Consider the following 16,208-nt stretch of genomic DNA (forward strand, 5'->3'; position numbering starts at 1 on the left):
GCGCCATTGAACCGTCACAGTCCTATTCTGCCCGGGGAGATGCCTTGTCTAAATCCTTGCGTGCACTTCGCCGTCGTCTGTTGACCCCGAATGTGTCCGAAACCAGAGCTGACGTGCGCGGATTCCATGTCAAGAACGAGTCCGCGCGCGAGGTCCTGGAAACCGTTGGCCGATCATTTCTGGAGGGATTCGGGGTGGCCGCGGAAGCCCGTCGTCCGGAATCCGCCGGACCCGTTCTGGATCGGCTCCCGCAACGATATCGGGGCTTCGCCTTCGAAGGCGCCGCGATGGCCCTGGGCGTCCGGGACGGGTTGCCGTTCGGGCGTTCCGACCACGTACGGCGCTTCCTGGACGGGCCCGGTGACCCGCACGTCTACATGGCGTACGTGGGGATCGGCTGGGCGATGGCCCGGCTGCCGCGGTGGCGGTGGAACCGGCTGGCCATGCCGGACCCCCTGCTGCGCTGGCTGGTGCTGGACGGCTACGGCTTCCACCAGGCGTACTTCCGCACCGCCGAGTACGTGGGCGGACGGCGTGAGGACCGCGACCTGACCTGGCCCGGCGGCGGACCGCGGTGGTACATGCAGCGCGCCATCGACCAGGGCATCGGCCGGGCGCTGTGGTTCGTGTGCGGCACCGACGTCGAGCGGGTCGCGAACACCATCGCCGGCTTTCCGGAGGACCGGCGCGCCGACCTGTGGAGCGGCGCGGGCCTCGCCGCCACCTACGCCGGAGGCGCGGACGACGACGAGTTGCGCCTGCTGCAGCGACGGTCCGGCGGTTACCGCGACCGGCTGGCCCAGGGCAGTGCCTTCGGCGCGACCGCGCGGGTGCGTGCCGATCTGGTCGTGCCGCACTGCGAGGCGGCTGTCCGGGTGCTGTGCGCGATGACAGCCGCTGAGGCGGCCGAGATGACAGGGCAGTGGCGTCCGGCCAGGCCGGACTCCGGGCAGCTACCGGCGTACGAGGTGTGGCGGCAGCGGATCGCCGACCAGTTCGCCGCGATCGAGAGGAAATAGGCATGCGCAGAACAGTGGGACTGCTGCGATACCACCTGGCCGGCGTGGTGGCCCTCGTGCTGGTGACCACCTTGTTCCTGGGAGCCCGGCTGCCCACTTCCTCGGCGGCGGAGAGCCGGGACCTGGCCGACGGCTACCGGTTCCGGGCGATGAGCATCGCCCTTCCGGGCGGCCATCCACAGCAGACCATCCGCAAGGTCAACCAGCGGTACACCGACATCGACGCCTGGATCTCGTCGGTCGGCTCGGGTATCGCCATGAACGACATCGACGGCGACGGCCTGGCCAACGACCTGTGTGTCACCGATCCGCGTACCGACCAGGTGACGGTCACGCCCACCCCGGACTCCACCGACCGGTACGCGCCGTTCGTGCTGCGCCCGGACCCGCTGCCGATGCGGGTGGCGATGGCGCCGATGGGCTGTGTCCCCGGCGACTTCAACGAGGACGGCCGGATGGACCTGCTGGTCTACCTGTGGGGCCGGACCCCGATCGTCTACCTGGCCAAGGCGGGCGGCACCGCCCTGTCGCAGGCCTCCTACCAGCCGACCGAGCTGGTTCCCGGCCCGCGCGGCGAGTACGCCGGCCCTCAGTGGAACACCAACGCCGCGGCGGTCGACGACTTCGACGGCGACGGCCACCTGGACATCTTCATCGGCAACTACTTCCCGCACGGTCCGGTCCTGGACGATCAGGTCGACGGCGGCGTCGAGATGAACCACTCGATGTCCAACGGCCTCAACGGCGGCGAGGACTACTTCTTCCGCTGGACCTCCGCGACCGCCGGCGCCGACCCGGCCGTCACCTTCGAGCGGGTCGACGACGTGCTGCCCAGGAAGGCCTCCAAGGGCTGGGCGCTGGCCGCCGGCGCCAACGACCTCGACGGCGACCTGCGCCCGGAGCTGTACCTGGCGCACGACTTCGGCCCGGACCGGATGCTGCACAACCGTTCCGTCCCGGGACGGATCGAGTTCGAGCTGGTGGAGAGCGCCCGCAGCGCCGCGCTGGTGCCCAAGTCGAAGCGGGTCGGCCGGGACTCGTTCAAGGGCATGGGCGTCGACTTCGGCGACCTCGACCGCGACGGCCTCTACGACATGTACGTCAGCAACATCACCACCTCGTTCGGCATCGAGGAGAGCCACTTCGCGTTCATCAACGCGGCCCGCGACCAGCAGGACCTCCGCCGGCACTTCACGGCCGGGCGGGCACCGTTCGACGAGCGCAGCGCGCCGCTGGGCCTGGCCTGGTCCGGCTGGGGCTGGGACGTGAAGATGGCGGACTTCAACAACAGCGGCGAACTGGCCGTCGCCCAGGCCACCGGTTTCGTCAAGGGCGAGGTCAACCGCTGGCCGCAGCTGCAGGAACTGGCCACCGCCAACGACGAGCTGCTGGACAACCCGCTGTGGTGGCCGAATGTGCGGGCAGGCGACGACATCGGCGGTAGCCAGCGCATGCATTTCTTCGTCAAGGACGACGACGGCCGCTATGTGGACCTCGGCGAGGAACTCGGCCTGGCCGTGCCGGTGCCGACGCGGGGCATCGCCACCGGCGACTCCGACGGCGACGGCCGGCTCGACATGGCGGTCGCCCGGCAGTGGGACGCGCCGGTGTTCTACCGCAACGAGAGCCCCGAGCCGGGCACCTTCCTCGGGCTGCGGCTGACGCACGCGCCCGCTGAGGCCGGCGACGCCGGATCACCCGCGGTGGGCGCGCAGGCCGTGGCGACCACCGCGGACGGACGCAAGTTCGTCACCCGCGTCGACGGCGGCAGCGGCCACTCCGGCAAGCGCAGCCACGAAGCCCACGTGGGGCTGGGCCCGGACGTGACCGGCCCGGTCTCCGTCGACCTGTGCTGGCGCGACCGCACCGGGGAGATGCGTAAACAGACGCTGCGGCTCGAACCCGGCTGGCACCGCATCCAGCTCACCGACCAGGCGCAGAAAGGGTGAACCCCATCGTGGCGACCAACACCAGTACTCCGCGGACGAGCCCTCCACGGCATGACCCCAAGGTCATCATGGCCTTGCGGAACTTCGCGATCTCCATCTCGGTCTTCAACATCGTCGGGTACTTCTTCCTCGGCTTCGAGCAGGCCTGGCTGTGGCCGTTCATCGCGCTGGCGACCGGCTACACGACCGAGATCGTCCTTGAGATGATCGGCGCGCGCGCCCAGGGGCGGACACCCCGGTTCCGCGGCGGCGGCGTCCGCGGTCTCGCCGAGTTCCTCTACCCGGCACACATCACCAGCCTGGCGCTGAACATGCTCACCTACGTCAACGACCGCGTCGTCGTGATGATCTTCGGGGTGGTCGTGGCGATCGGCGCCAAATGGGTGCTGCAGGCGCCCGTCCGGGGCCGTATGCGGCACTTCATGAACCCGTCGAACCTCGGCATCGCCGTCATCCTGCTGCTGTTCCCGTGGGGGAGTATCGCTCCGCCGTACCACTTCACCGAGCACATCTCCGGTCCGCTGGACTGGCTGCTGCCCCTGCTGATCATCCTCGGCGGCACGATGATCAACGGCAAGCTGACCGGCCGCATGTGGCTCATCGCCGGCTGGGTCGGCACCTTCGCGCTGCAGGCGGTCGTCCGCGGCGTCGTGCTCGACACGTCGATCCCGGCCGCGCTGGCGATGATGACCGGCGTCGCGTTCGTCCTGTTCACCAACTACATGATCACCGACCCGGGCACCACGCCGTCGCACCCGGGCGCCCAGTTCGCTTTCGGCGCCGGCGTCGCGATCGTCTACGCGCTGCTGACCGGCGCGGGGATCGCGTACGGGATCTTCTTCGCGACCGCGATCGTCTGCCTGATCCGGGGTGGCTACCTGTGGTCGCTGCACCTGGCAGACAAGGCCCGGGCGGCCCGCGAGGCCGACGCCGCCCGCCCGGCGGCCCCGGCCGTCCCGGCGGCGCCCGCGCCGTCCGTCAACGGCAGTTCCGCGCATCCGGAGAAGGAGGTCGTGCCGGCATGACCGACATCGCTGTGGTGGGAATGGCGTGCCGCTACCCGGACGCCCTGTCCCCCCGAGAGCTCTGGGACAACGCCGTAGCCGGCCGGCGGGCATTCCGGCGGCTGCCGAACGTGCGCATGCGGCTCGACGACTACTGGGACGCCGACCCCACGACGCCCGACCGCTTCTATTCCCGCACCGCCGCGGTGATCGAGGGATACGAGTTCGACCGCATCGCCTACAAGATCGCCGGGAGCACGTTCCGGTCCACCGACCTGACCCACTGGCTGGCCCTGGACGTGGCGGCCAGCGCGCTGGCCGACGCCGGATTCCCGATGGCCGAGGGCCTGCCCCGCGAGCGTACGTCGGTGGTGGTCGGCAACAGCCTCACCGGGGAGTTCTCCCGTGCCGGCCAGTTGCGGCTGCGCTGGCCGTACGTGCGGCGGGTGGTCGCCGCCGCGCTCAAGGAGCAGAACTGGGACGATGACCAGCTCTCCGCGTTCCTCACCGACTTCGAGGCGCGCTACAAGTCGCCGTTCCCGGTGCCCGACGAGGACACGCTGGCCGGCGGGCTGTCCAACACGATCGCCGGGCGCATCTGCAACCACTTCGACCTCAAGGGCGGCGGTTACACCGTTGACGGCGCGTGCTCGTCATCGCTGCTGTCGGTCGCCACCGCCTGCAAGACCCTGATCGACGGCGAGATCGACGTCGCGATCGCCGGCGGGGTGGACCTGTCCATCGACCCGTTCGAGATCGTCGGGTTCGCCAAGACCGGCGCTCTCGCCCGCTCCGAGATGCGGGTGTACGACCAGCGGTCCAACGGGTTCTGGCCGGGCGAGGGCTGCGGGATGATCGTGCTGATGCGCGAGGCCGACGCGATCGCCGCCGGGCACCGCGTCTACGCCACGGTGGCCGGCTGGGGCATCTCCTCCGACGGCAAGGGCGGCATCACCCGGCCCGAGGTCGGCGGCTATCAGCTGGCGTTGCGGCGCGCGTACGAGCGGGCCGGGTTCGGCATCGATACGGTCGGCCTGTTCGAGGGCCATGGCACCGGCACCCCCGTCGGTGACGCCACGGAGCTCGAAGCGCTGGGCTGCACCCGCCGTGCCGCCGGCGCCACCGAGCCGGCGGCGATCAGCTCGATCAAGGGGATGATCGGTCACACCAAGGCCGCCGCCGGTGTCGCCGGCCTGATCAAGGCGGCCATGGCCGTACACCACGAGGTGCTGCCGCCGGCGATCGGCTGCGTGGAGCCGCACGATCTGCTCACCTCCGACGACGCGGCGCTGCGGGTCCTCGCCCGCGCCGAGCAGTGGCCGTCCGGCACACCGGTCCGCGCGGGCATCACCGCGATGGGATTCGGCGGCATCAACACGCACGTCGTGCTGGAGAAGCGTGCACCGCGGCGGCCGAGCGTGCTGGACGGGCGCACCCGGACCCTGGCGTCCGCCCGGCAGGACCGCGAGCTGCTGCTGCTCGACGCGGCGTCGGCCGCCGATCTGCGCGCCCGGGTGCAACAACTGCTCGACTTCGTGCTCACCGTGTCGTACGCCCAGCTCACCGACCTGGCCGCGACACTCTACGGCGAACTGCGCGGGCTGCCGTACCGGGCCGCCGTTGTGGTGTCGTCGCCGGAGGATGCCGAGGCCCGCCTGCGGCAGCTCGCCGAGCTGCTCGACGCCGGCGAGACCCACCTCATCGACGGCGACGGCCGCGCTTTCCTGCACCACAGCGAGACGCCCGGCCGGATCGGCTACCTGTTCCCCGGGCAGGGCTCCGGCCGCGGCACCAGCGGGGGCGCGCTGCGCCGCCGGTTCTCCACCGCCGACCGGGTGTACCGGAAGGCGGCGCTGCCCACCGGTGGCGACACCGTGGCCACCGCCGTCGCACAGCCGCGCATCGTCACCGGCTCGATGGCCGGCCTGGCCGTGCTGACCCAGCTCGGACTGGAGGCCACCGTCGCGGTCGGGCACAGCCTGGGCGAGCTGTCCGCCCTGCACTGGGCGGGCGCGATGGACGCGGGCACCCTGCTGCACGTGGCCGCCGAACGGGGCGCCACCATGGCCGAGCACAGCGCCTCCGGCACGATGGCCGGCGTCGCCGCGGCCCCGGAGACGGTGGCCGGCCTGATCGCCGGAACGCCCCTGGTCATCGCCGGCTACAACGGGCCGCAGCAGACCGTCGTGTCCGGACCGGTCGACGACGTCGAGCGGCTGTGCGAAGTCGCTCGCGCGGCCGGTCTGTCCGCGACCCCGCTGCCGGTGTCGCACGCGTTCCACTCACCGCTGGTGGCCCCGGCGGCCGGCGCGTTCGCCGGACGGCTGGCGGAGCAACGGTTCCGGCCGCTCGACCGCCAGGTGGTGTCCACCGTGACCGGTGAGACCATGGCCGCGGATATCGACGTGCCGCTCCTGCTGCACCGGCAGATCACCGATCCGGTGCTGTTCGCCCAGGCGGTCGAGCTGGCCGCCAAGGACATCGACCTGTTCGTCGAGGTGGGGCCGGGCCGGGTGCTCAGCGGGCTGGCCCACGACACGACCGGTGTCCCGGCCGTCGCGCTGGACACCGACGACGAGTCGATCGGCGGGCTGCTGCGGGTGCTCGCCGCCGCGTACGTGACCGGCGCCGCCGAGATCGGCGCCGACTTCTTTCACGGCCGGCTGGTGCGGCCGCTGGAGATCGGCAAGACGTTCACCTTCTTCGCCAGTCCGTGCGAGCAGGCGCCCACGGTCGACGTGGCGCCCGGCACCCCATCGGGGCCGGCAGCGCCCGGCGACGTCCGGGCGCCCGCAGGCGACGAGTCGGTGCCCAGCCTGGAGTTGCTGTGCACCCTGGCGGCGGAACGCGCCGAGCTGCCGGCCGAGATGGTGGGCGGCGACAGCCGGCTGCTCGACGACCTGCACCTGAGCTCGATCACGGTCGGGCAGATCGTCAACCAGGCCGCCCAGCGGCAGGGCCTGAACGCCGCCCAGGCCCCGACCAACTTCGCCACCGCCACCATCGGTGAGCTGGCCCAGGCCCTGGACGAGCTGCGGTCCACGACCCGGCCGGGTCAGCAGGGTCCCGCGCCGGTGGTGACCGGCGCGGCCGGTTGGGTCCGGGCGTTCGCCGTCGACGCGGACGAGGCGGCGCCGCCGGAGTCGCGGCCGCGCGCCGAGAGCGGGCCCTGGGAGCTCTTCGCCCGGCCGGCGGACACCTTCGCCGCCGCGGCGCGGACCGCGCTCACCCAGGCCGGTGTCGGCACCGGGGTGCTGGTCAGCATGCCGTCCGCCGCGACGGTCGAGGACCTGGCGCTCGCGCTGGACGGCGCCCGCACCGCGATCGCGGGCCAGGCCACCCGGTTCGTGCTGCTGCAACGCGGTCGCGGCGCCGCCGGGCTGGCCAAGACTCTGCGGCTGGAGGCGCCGGACCTGCGGGTCACCGTGATCACGGCGCCCGACGGGGCGATCACCGTGCCCTGCGTCGTGGACGAGGTGGCAGCCACCGACGGCTTCGCCGAGGTGCGCTACGACGACGGGGGCACCCGCCTGGTGCCCGTGTTGCGGCCGCTGCCGGTACGCGCTGCCCGGCACGAGGGTGTGCTGGGCCCCGACGACGTCCTACTGGTGACCGGCGGCGGCAAGGGCATCACCGCCGAGTGCGGCCTGACGCTGGCCGCCGACAGCGGCGCCCGGCTGGTCGTGCTGGGCCGTTCCGCGCCGGCGCCGGACACCGAGCTGGACGGCAACCTGCGCCGGGCCGCGGACCGCGGCGTGGACGTGCACTATGTGCGGGCCGACGTCACCGACCCCGAGCAGGTCCGCCTGGCCGTCGCCGAGGCGGTCGACCGATTCGGCCCGGTCACCGCGGTGCTGCACGGAGCCGGCCGCAACGAGCCGGCCGCGCTGGCCGGCCTGGACATGGCCGCGTTCCGCAGCACCCTGGCGCCGAAGGCCGACGGGCTGGCGGCGGTGCTGGCCGCGGTGGAACCGGACCGGCTGAAGCTGCTGGTCACCTTCGGCAGCATCATCGGCCGCGCCGGGCTGCGGGGCGAGGCTCACTACGCCACCGCGAACGACTGGCTGGCCGAGCTGACCGCCGAGTTCGGCCGCGAGCACCCCGGCTGTCGCAGCCTGTGCCTGGAATGGTCGGTGTGGTCCGGCGTCGGCATGGGCGAGCGGCTCTCGGTGGTCGAGAACCTCGCCCGGGAGGGAGTGACCCCGGTGTCGGTTGACGAGGGCCTCGCCACGCTGCGCCGGCTGGTCGCCGACCCGGACGCCCCGCCGGTCGTGGTGGTCAGCGGCCGCACGCAGAGCCTGGACACGGTCGGTTACGAGGAGCCGGAGCTTCCCCTGCTGCGGTTCGTCGATAAGCCGCTGGTCCGCTACCACGGGGTCGAGCTGGTCGTGGAGACCACGCTGAACTCCGGCGCGGACCTCTACCTGACCGACCACCTGCTCGACGGCAACATGTTGTTCCCGGCGGTGTTCGGCCTGGAGGCGATGGCACAGGTCGCGGTGGCGGTCACCGGCCGCGCCGGCGTGCCACGCATCGATCGGGCCGAGTTCGCCCGGCCGATCGTCGTGCCGCCGGACGGCAGCACGACCATCCGGGTGGCGGCGGTGGTCACCGGCGACGGCGAGGTCGACGTGGTGATCCGCAGCGCGGAGACCGGCTTCGCCGTCGATCACTTCCAGGCTCGGCTCGTCTTCGACGACGCGGTCCTTCCCGCCGGCCCGCCGGAGCAGACCGGACCGGGCCTGCCGGAGGTGCCGCTCGACCCGGCGCGTGACCTGTACGGGTCCGCTCTGTTCCAGGGCGCCCTGTTCCAGCGGCTGATCCGTTTCCACCGGGCCGCCGCCAAACACGTCGACGCCGACCTGGCGGTACGCGACGCCGGATGGTTCGCCGGCTACCTGCCACCGGACCTGCTGCTCGGCGACCCGGGCACCCGCGACGCGCTGATGCACGGCAACCAAGTGTGCGTGCCGGACGCCACCCTGCTGCCGGCGGGCATCGAGCGGGTGCGTCCGTCGGGCCCGCGCCCGGACGGCACGGTGCGCTACAGCGCCACCGAACGCAGCCGCGACGGGGACACCTACGTGTACGACATCGCCGTCCGCGACGCCGCGGGTGCGGTCATCGAGCGCTGGGACGGACTGCGCCTGCGGGCTGTGCGCAAGAAGAGCCCGGCCGGCCCGTGGGTGCCGCTGCTGCTGGGCTCCTATCTGGAGCGTGCCCTGGACGACCTGTGGGGCACCGGTGTCGCGGTCGCCGTCGAACCCGACGAGCGACGCGAGGCCACCGCGCTGGCCCTCGGCCGGGTGTCGGGGCAGCGCGTCGAGGTACGCCACCGCCCCGACGGTGCCGTGGAGACCGACCTGGGCCGCCCCGTCTCGATCTCGCACGGCGCCGGACTGACCCTGTGCGTGGCCGGCGACAGCCCGATCGGCTGCGACGTGGAACCGGTCACCGACCGCGACGCGACCGTCTGGCGGCAGCTGCTCGGCCAGCATGAGCGACTCGCGCAGCTCATCCGCCGCGAGACCGGCGACGACGCCGACACGGCGGCGACCCGGGTCTGGACCGCGATCGAGTGCCTGCAGAAGGCCGGACGACCGGGCGGCGGCCCGCTGACCCTGGTGGCCGGTGGCGCCGAGGGCTGGGTCCTGCTCGGGTCGGGCGAGTTGCGCATCGCCACGTTCGTCACCACGGTGCAGGACCGGCCGCAGGCCGTCGTGCTGGCCGTGCTGGCCGGAAAGGACGCCTGACATGCCGGGCTACTACGAGCTGGGACACACCGTCGGATTCGAGGAGACGAATCTGGTCGGCAACGTCTACTACGTCAACTATCTCCGCTGGCAGGGCCGCTGCCGGGAGATGTTCCTCAAGGAACTGGCGCCAGAGGTGCTGGCGGATCTGCGGGACGACCTGAAGCTGTTCACGCTCAAGGTCGACTGCGAGTTCTTCGCCGAGATCACCGCCTTCGACGACGTGTGCGTCCGGATGCGGCTGGTGGATCTGGCGCAGACTCAGATCGAGTTCGCCTTCGACTACGTCAAGGTGTCCGCGGACGGCGAGGAGACTCTCGTCGCCCGCGGGCGCCAGCGGGTCGCCTGCATGCGCGGGCCGAACACCCGGACCGTGCCCGCCCGGGTGCCGCCGGCGCTGATCCGGGCACTGGCACCGTTCCAGGCCCTTGCCGGGGCGGAGGCAGCGGCATGACGACCATCAACCAGCGGAAGCACGCCGCCGGATATGACATCCGCCAGCTGCGGTGGGCGTTCGGTGCCTTCGCGACCGGGGTCACCGTGGTGACCGTCGGCGGCCGGGAACCACACGGCATGACCGCCAACTCCTTCACCTCGGTCTCGCTCGACCCGCCGCTGGTGCTGGTCTGCGTGGACCGGCAGGCCGTCATGCACGAGCGGCTGGAGAACACCGGCACGTTCGCCGTGTCGATCCTGTCGTGCGCCCAGGAGACCGTCGCGCGGCACTTCGCCGACCGGCTGCGTCCCTCCGGGCTGGCTCAGTTCGACGACGTCGGCTGGCGGCCCGGGCCGGCCACCGGCGCACCGCTGATCGACGGCGCGCTCGCCCACCTCGAGTGTCGGCTGTGGCGTAGCTACGCCGGCGGCGACCACACCATCTTCACCGGCGAGCTCGTGGACCTGCACCGCTACGGCGACGACGATCCGGTGCTGTTCCTGCAGGGCAGGTTCCGTCAGATCGGCCCGGAACGGACGGAGGCCCACCGATGACCACGCGGCTGGCCCGCCCCGCGCACCCGCCCGGCCCCGCCGGCCCGGAACTGCTGCGCACGCTTTACCGGTTCGGGTTCGACCGGCTGAAACTCATGACGTCGGCCGCCGCCACCTACGGCGACGCGGTCCGGCTGGCACCGCCGCCCCGCCCCATCTACTTTTTCAACCATCCTGACCACGCGAAACACGTGCTGGCCGAGAACAGCGGCAACTACCACAAGGGCATCGGCCTGGTGCACGCGCGGCGGGCGCTCGGAGACGGGCTGCTCACCAGCGAAGGCGAGCTGTGGCGGGAACAGCGCCGGACGATTCAGCCGGTGTTCCAGCCCAGGCGCATCGCCGCGCAGGCCGGTATCGTCGCCGAGGAGGCAGCCCGGTTCGTCGAGCGGCTGCGCGGTGCGGCCGGCGGCCCACCGGTCGACGTGGTGCGGGAGCTGACCGCGCTCACCCTCGGTGTGCTGGGCCGGACCCTGCTGGACACCGACCTGGGCGCGTTCCACTCGGTGGGCCGGTCCTTCGAGGCGATGCAGGACCAGGCCATGTTCGAGCTGGCCACGATGAGCGCGGTGCCGTCCTGGGTGCCGCTGCCCAAGCAGGTGCGGTTCCGCCGCGCCCGGCGTGACCTGCAGCGCATCGTCGACCGGTTGGCCGCGGACCGGATCGCCAGGGACGGCACCGGGCCGGGTCGTGACGACGCGCTGTCGCGGATGATCGCCTCGACCCGCGCCGAGCCCGACGAGCGCCTCGGCCAGCAGCGGATGCGCGACGAACTGGTGACTCTGCTGCTGGCCGGGCACGAGACGACCGCCAGCACGCTCGGCTGGGCGTTCCACGCGCTCGACCGGCATCCGGAGGTGGCCGGGCGGGTGCACCGGGAGGCGGTGGATGTGCTCGGCGACCGGCTGCCCAGCTACGAGGACCTGCATGAACTGCGTTACACCGGAATGGTTCTGCAAGAGGTGATGCGGCTGTTCCCGCCGGTGTGGATGCTGTCCCGGGTGGCGCAGGGCCCGGATACGATCGCCGGCTACCCGGTGCCAGCGGGTGCGGATGTGCTCATCTGCCCGTACACGTTGCACCGCCATCCGGCCTTCTGGCCACACCCCGAGCTCTTCGACCCGACGCGGTTCGAGCCCGGCCGCGGGTCGGACCGTCCGCGGTATGCGTATGTGCCGTTCGGCGGCGGTCCCCGGTTCTGCATCGGCAATAACCTGGGGCTGCTGGAGGCGACGTTCGTGCTCGCCATGGTGGCACGGGAACTGCGCTTGTCGACGGCCGCGACGCACCGGGTGGTGCCGGAGCCGATGCTGTCACTCCGACTGCGGCGAGGACTGCCGATGCACGTGCGAACGGTCGCATGAGTGCGGTGTCCGGGCTGGCTACGGGTGGCCCGGACACCGCTGTTCAGAGTCGGACCGGGGCGGATGCGCAGCGGGCCGGGGTGGCGTCGAGCTGCGCGAGCAGCACCGGCGGGTCGAGGGCACGTTTCGGCGCCAGCCGCAGGTCGGTCTTCGCGACCGCGCCCGGCCGAACCACGATCGGGCCGCGGCAGCCTCGCAGCGGTGTCCCGGCGACGCGGTCGAAACGTGGGCGGGCCGCGGCGGCGTGGCCGAGCAGGTGCCACGCGCCGACCGGCACGGAATCGAGGACGAAGTTGCCCGGCCGGTCCAGAATCCGGTATTGCACGGGGCGGCCCTCCGGAATGCGTTCCCGGAACACTCCGACGAAAATCGGCTCGGCGGTGGCGCCGGCGTCGTGCAGGACCCGGCCGCGCAGGGTGCCGGTGGCGCGGCTCGCGGATGCCGGGTCCCGGTCGATCGGCAGCTCGGCGACGTCGCTGCCGAGCCGCCGGTAGCGGCTGGGGGAAAGCCCCACGCTGCGGGTGAACCGGGTGCTGAAGGTGCCGACGCTGGTGTAGCCGACGGTCCAGCTGATCTCGGCGACGCGCAGCGAGGTCGAGACGAGCAGGTGCTTGGCCCGCTGGATCCGCAATGCCGACAGGAACCTCCCGGGTGATACTCCGGTCGATCTCTGGAACATGCGCATGAAGTGGAATTTGCTGAACAACGCGGCCCGAGCCATGTCGTCGACCGTCATGGGTTCGCCGAGATGCTGTTGCATGAATGCGACGACTCGTTCGGCTGCCGCCTCTCGTTGATCCGTCAAAACTCTCTCCAGCGGCTCGATGCGCGCAGTCGCACGCATTGTTAGGTGTGGATTAAATGCGATGCTAGTGGAGGCTCAGGAGGGCGGCAACTTGACGATTCAGCAGCGCTGTCGGTGGTAGGCGTCCCGATTCTCGAAATCGGAAACTGGTGATCGGCGCTTTCCATTCTTGGTCGGTCCGGCCTGGTCCGCCATGACGGAAAAGTCCGGACTGTGCCGCGGTCGCCATCCATCGAGCACTTTGGAACAATGCCGGCCGGCACTTTCCTGGGAGGCTTTCCGGCAAAGGAGGTACGCCATGACGGGCACCACGAAATATCCTTCTCCGGCCACCGGAAGGCGCACCGGAACCCACCCGCTGGAACCGCCCGGTTCCGTCAGAATCATTGTCGGTAGCGCCGTCGCCGGCGTCCTGCTCGCCGTCGTCTGGTCCTTCGAACTCGTCGACTCCGTGATCGGTGCGAACGTGGCTGACACCCTGCTCGGCGGCGACGCGAGAGCCGACGCCATCGCCGGCACCACCGCCGCCCTGCTGTTCGCCTTCGTGTCCGGCCTGGCCGGCACGTTCACCGCCTGCAACATCGCGATGATCGCGTCGATCGGCCCGCTCGCCCAGGCCGGCGACGGCACCGGAACCTGGCGGGTCCTCTTCCGCCCGGTCGGCTACCTCGCCCTCGGCACGGTCGTCGTCTCGGCGGCGTACGGCTTCGTCGGCGTGCTGCTGGGTGATCGCCTCCCACAGCTGTCCAGCGACCGTGTCGGCGACATCCCCGTACGCCTGATCCAATCGTCGGTCGTCTTCGGCCTGATCGGTGTGCTGCTGATCTACCTGGGCGTCACCGCGCTCCACGTGGTGCGTGACCCACTCGCACGCCGTCCGCGACTGCGTGTGTTCCTGCTCGGCGCGCTCATCGGCGGATTCCTCATCGGCCGGCCCTATCCGTTGTTCAACAAGCTCTTCCACTGGGCGGTCGACACCGGGAACCCGTTCTATGGTGCGGCCGTGTTCGTGCTCCAGTCGCTCGGCAACATCGCGCTTGCGGTCGCCGTCTTCGCGCTGCTCGTGGTCGTCACTCGCGGCGGTTTCCCGCACCGGCTGGCCGGTGACAGCCGCCGGGCCGCCGTCGTGTCCGGTTCGCTGCTCGTGGCCCTCGGCGTCTTCACCGTCGTCTACTGGGTGCTGCGCGTCCCGGCCCGATTCGGCGTCGGCTGGTTTCCGATGATGCCCTGGAACTGACCGGCGGATATCGCCCGGCTACAGCAACAGCGATCCGCCGGAAGTCCGAATCGGCACCGCGGTGCCGGCGCGGCTGGTCGCGCTCATTCCTCACGACCCGGTCCGCCGGCCAGCCGGTGGTGCACGGTGAGCAGTGCGGTCGCCCACTCCGGGCCGCCGTCCGGCTCCACCACGGGGTCACGGGTGACGGCCTGGACCGCGAGCCGGTTGAGGACGCTGCGGCTGTTCCGGACGGCCGCGGACCGTGCGATGACCGGCTCGCCGAGGTGGGGCAGGCCGAACGCGGCCGAGTCGAACGGCTGCTCCGAGGCGATGATCTTCCACCACTCGTCGACCGGGGTTCGCCCCTCCCCGTGGTGTTTCAGGATGCCGCCGGCCGCCTCGGTGATGTCCACACTGGAACGTGGTGGGATCAACCGCGTCGGGAGCAGCTGGTCGTGGATCCGGAAGTCGTCGGCCAGGGTGAGCAGCGCGCAGTACAGGGGGCGGCCGGTCGAGTTCCCCAGGGACAGTCGCCCGGGATTCGCGGACCAGCCGTTCCCGGTCGGGTGGTAGCCGAGGTGGACGGGGTGGTCGCGTCCCGGTTTCGGCCATGACGAGAAGGATTTCGGTAACGCGCCGTGGCGCGGCTTCGTGAGGTGCAGGCGCACCTGCCCGCGGGCGATCGTCGACACCGGATTGTCCAGCCGTTTGATGACCTGCCAGCGGCCGAGGTGGTCGAGCCGGTCCCGGAGGACGGCGGCGCCCTCCGGGGTGGCCGGAACCGGCGCGGCGAGCGGTGTGCCGTCGGCCCCGGCGATCGTCAGCCACCCGTGGCGGGCAGAGACCACAAAATCACCGTCCTCGCCGGACAGTTCGCGGTCGCGCGTTTCGTGGACGTGTGTTTCGTGGTCGTGCGTTTCGTGGTCGTGTGCTTCGTGGTCGTGCGTTTCGCGGACATGCGCTTCGTCGTCGTGTGCTTCGTGGACGTGCGTTTCGTGGACGTGCGGGGAGTCCGCGAGGTGGGCGCGGACCAGGGCGGTCGCCGCCGGATCGCCGTCCAGCCGGAACCGGGCCGGCGGCAGCGGCAGATCGACGACGGTGGCCGGATAGCGCAGGGACGGATCGGGGTCCCAGCCGGGGTCGACGGTCACCCGGCAGTGGCGGGACTCCACCTCGCTCACCCGGGCACGGCCCAGCGGTGGCGCACCGTCCGGCTGCGGCGGCCGTACCGCCACGACCGTGGTCCAGCCGTCCAGCGGGGGCGGGATGCCGTGCACCGAGCCCACGTCGATCCACCACCGGTCCCGGTAGCGTTCCAGCCTGGCGCCGGGCGGGCGCGGCCGCACGACCCCGCCGAACGTCGGCTCGTCCATGGCGGCGGGCGGTACGGCGTACCCGACCGGCTCCTGACCGTGGACCAGCTGGGTGACCGAATGGCACGCCCAGCCGAGCTGCGCCCAGTAGGCGAAGGTCGGCCCTCGCACGGCCAGCGACTGCCGCAGCATCGCCGAGAAGGCGCCCTGTTGGCGGCCGTCGATGGGCAGCTCCAGGGCCGGTTGGGTAGGCCCGCAGGCGGACAGGACGACGCGTGGCGGGCCGCCGCCTTGCTCCGCGGCGTACGCGATCCGGCGCGGTTCCGGGTTCGGCAGGACACCCCGCACCCGTACGCCCGGCTGCCCGGTGCCGCAGCCGGCGTGGCCGCAGTCCAGGACGACCAGCACGTGCGCGCCGCCGGCCGTGACCTGGCCGATCAGGGCGTTGATCTCCCCAACGACCAGGTCCGGGACACCCGGCGTCCGGCTGTCGGCACACACGATGGTCCGGTGCTCGCCACCCGGCTCCATCGACCCGTACCCGGAGAAGCAGAAGACCGCCGCGTCGCCGGCCCCGGCCCGGGCGAGGTGCCCGGTGAATCCATCGATGACCGCCTGCCGCGTCGCCTCGGCGTCCCGCAGCTCCCGTGTCCACAGCATCGGCCGCGGGACCAGGTCGAGCAGCAATTCCCGGAACCCGTCGACGTCGTTGAGACAGCCAGCGAGCGGATCGAACCGGCCGCCGTAATCGTTGATGCCCACCAGCAGGGCGTAGACACCACCGGCCATGCC

10 protein-coding genes are annotated in these 16,208 nt (G+C 71.7%); 8 read left to right on the plus strand and 2 right to left on the minus strand.

What is annotated here, in order from left to right; translation table 11 throughout:
- The first annotated feature begins 44 nt into the window (after window positions 1-44).
- From DMB66_RS47945 to DMB66_RS47975, 7 genes are all read left to right on the plus strand, one after another.
- Window positions 45-1,019 carry a DUF1702 family protein gene (locus DMB66_RS47945; RefSeq protein WP_125810777.1) on the plus strand — a complete coding sequence of 325 codons (975 nt, stop codon included), beginning with the start codon at window positions 45-47 and terminating at the stop codon, window positions 1,017-1,019.
- A gap of 2 nt (window positions 1,020-1,021) precedes the next feature.
- On the plus strand, window positions 1,022-2,968 hold the full coding sequence (locus DMB66_RS47950; protein WP_125810778.1) for a CRTAC1 family protein: 1,947 nt from the start codon (window positions 1,022-1,024) through the stop codon (window positions 2,966-2,968).
- Window positions 2,969-3,036: 68 nt separating this feature from the next.
- Window positions 3,037-3,993 carry an enediyne biosynthesis protein gene (locus DMB66_RS47955; protein WP_125810779.1) on the plus strand — a complete coding sequence of 319 codons (957 nt, stop codon included), beginning with the start codon at window positions 3,037-3,039 and terminating at the stop codon, window positions 3,991-3,993.
- Entirely contained in the window at window positions 3,990-9,725 is a 5,736-nt protein-coding gene (locus DMB66_RS47960) for an SDR family NAD(P)-dependent oxidoreductase (RefSeq protein ID WP_125810780.1), read from the plus strand. The genes DMB66_RS47955 and DMB66_RS47960 overlap by 4 nt, the downstream gene beginning before the upstream one ends.
- 1 nt (window position 9,726) lies before the next feature.
- Window positions 9,727-10,179, plus strand: coding sequence for a thioesterase family protein (locus DMB66_RS47965; RefSeq protein WP_125810781.1), 453 nt, complete (start codon window positions 9,727-9,729; stop codon window positions 10,177-10,179).
- Window positions 10,176-10,715 (plus strand): flavin reductase family protein, encoded by a 540-nt coding sequence (locus DMB66_RS47970; protein WP_125810782.1) that lies wholly within the window; start codon window positions 10,176-10,178, stop codon window positions 10,713-10,715. Before DMB66_RS47965 ends, DMB66_RS47970 begins: the two co-directional genes overlap by 4 nt.
- Window positions 10,712-12,079 (plus strand): cytochrome P450, encoded by a 1,368-nt coding sequence (locus DMB66_RS47975; protein WP_125810783.1) that lies wholly within the window; start codon window positions 10,712-10,714, stop codon window positions 12,077-12,079. The genes DMB66_RS47970 and DMB66_RS47975 overlap by 4 nt, the downstream gene beginning before the upstream one ends.
- 43 nt (window positions 12,080-12,122) lie before the next feature.
- On the opposite strand, the gene DMB66_RS47980 is transcribed toward DMB66_RS47975, so the two are convergent.
- Window positions 12,123-12,839 (minus strand): helix-turn-helix transcriptional regulator, encoded by a 717-nt coding sequence (locus tag DMB66_RS47980; RefSeq protein ID WP_125810784.1) that lies wholly within the window; start codon window positions 12,837-12,839, stop codon window positions 12,123-12,125.
- Window positions 12,840-13,182: 343 nt separating this feature from the next.
- On the opposite strand from DMB66_RS47980, the gene DMB66_RS47985 reads away from it, so the two are divergent.
- A complete protein-coding gene (locus tag DMB66_RS47985; protein ID WP_233625352.1) occupies window positions 13,183-14,121 on the plus strand; it encodes a hypothetical protein in 939 nt (312 codons plus the stop codon).
- An 83-nt stretch (window positions 14,122-14,204) separates the two neighbouring features.
- On the opposite strand, the gene DMB66_RS47990 is transcribed toward DMB66_RS47985, so the two are convergent.
- The gene (locus tag DMB66_RS47990) at window positions 14,205-16,205 is read right to left on the minus strand and encodes a caspase family protein (RefSeq protein WP_158647598.1); all 2,001 of its coding nucleotides are present in this window, start codon (window positions 16,203-16,205) and stop codon (window positions 14,205-14,207) included.
- Window positions 16,206-16,208: the final 3 nt, after the last annotated feature.

The sequence above is a fragment of the Actinoplanes sp. ATCC 53533 genome, assembly GCF_003947245.1.

Coding starts and splice junctions, on each gene's coding strand:
- DMB66_RS47950 (WP_125810778.1), top strand. CDS start 1,022: ATGCGCAGAACAGTGGGACTGCTGCGATACCACCTGGCCGGCGTGGTG.
- DMB66_RS47955 (WP_125810779.1), top strand. CDS start 3,037: ATGGCCTTGCGGAACTTCGCGATCTCCATCTCGGTCTTCAACATCGTC.
- DMB66_RS47960 (WP_125810780.1), top strand. CDS start 3,990: ATGACCGACATCGCTGTGGTGGGAATGGCGTGCCGCTACCCGGACGCC.
- DMB66_RS47965 (WP_125810781.1), top strand. CDS start 9,727: ATGCCGGGCTACTACGAGCTGGGACACACCGTCGGATTCGAGGAGACG.
- DMB66_RS47970 (WP_125810782.1), top strand. CDS start 10,176: ATGACGACCATCAACCAGCGGAAGCACGCCGCCGGATATGACATCCGC.
- DMB66_RS47975 (WP_125810783.1), top strand. CDS start 10,712: ATGACCACGCGGCTGGCCCGCCCCGCGCACCCGCCCGGCCCCGCCGGC.
- DMB66_RS47980 (WP_125810784.1), bottom strand. CDS start 12,839: ATGCAACAGCATCTCGGCGAACCCATGACGGTCGACGACATGGCTCGG.
- DMB66_RS47985 (WP_233625352.1), top strand. CDS start 13,183: ATGACGGGCACCACGAAATATCCTTCTCCGGCCACCGGAAGGCGCACC.
- DMB66_RS47990 (WP_158647598.1), bottom strand. CDS start 16,205: ATGGCCGGTGGTGTCTACGCCCTGCTGGTGGGCATCAACGATTACGGC.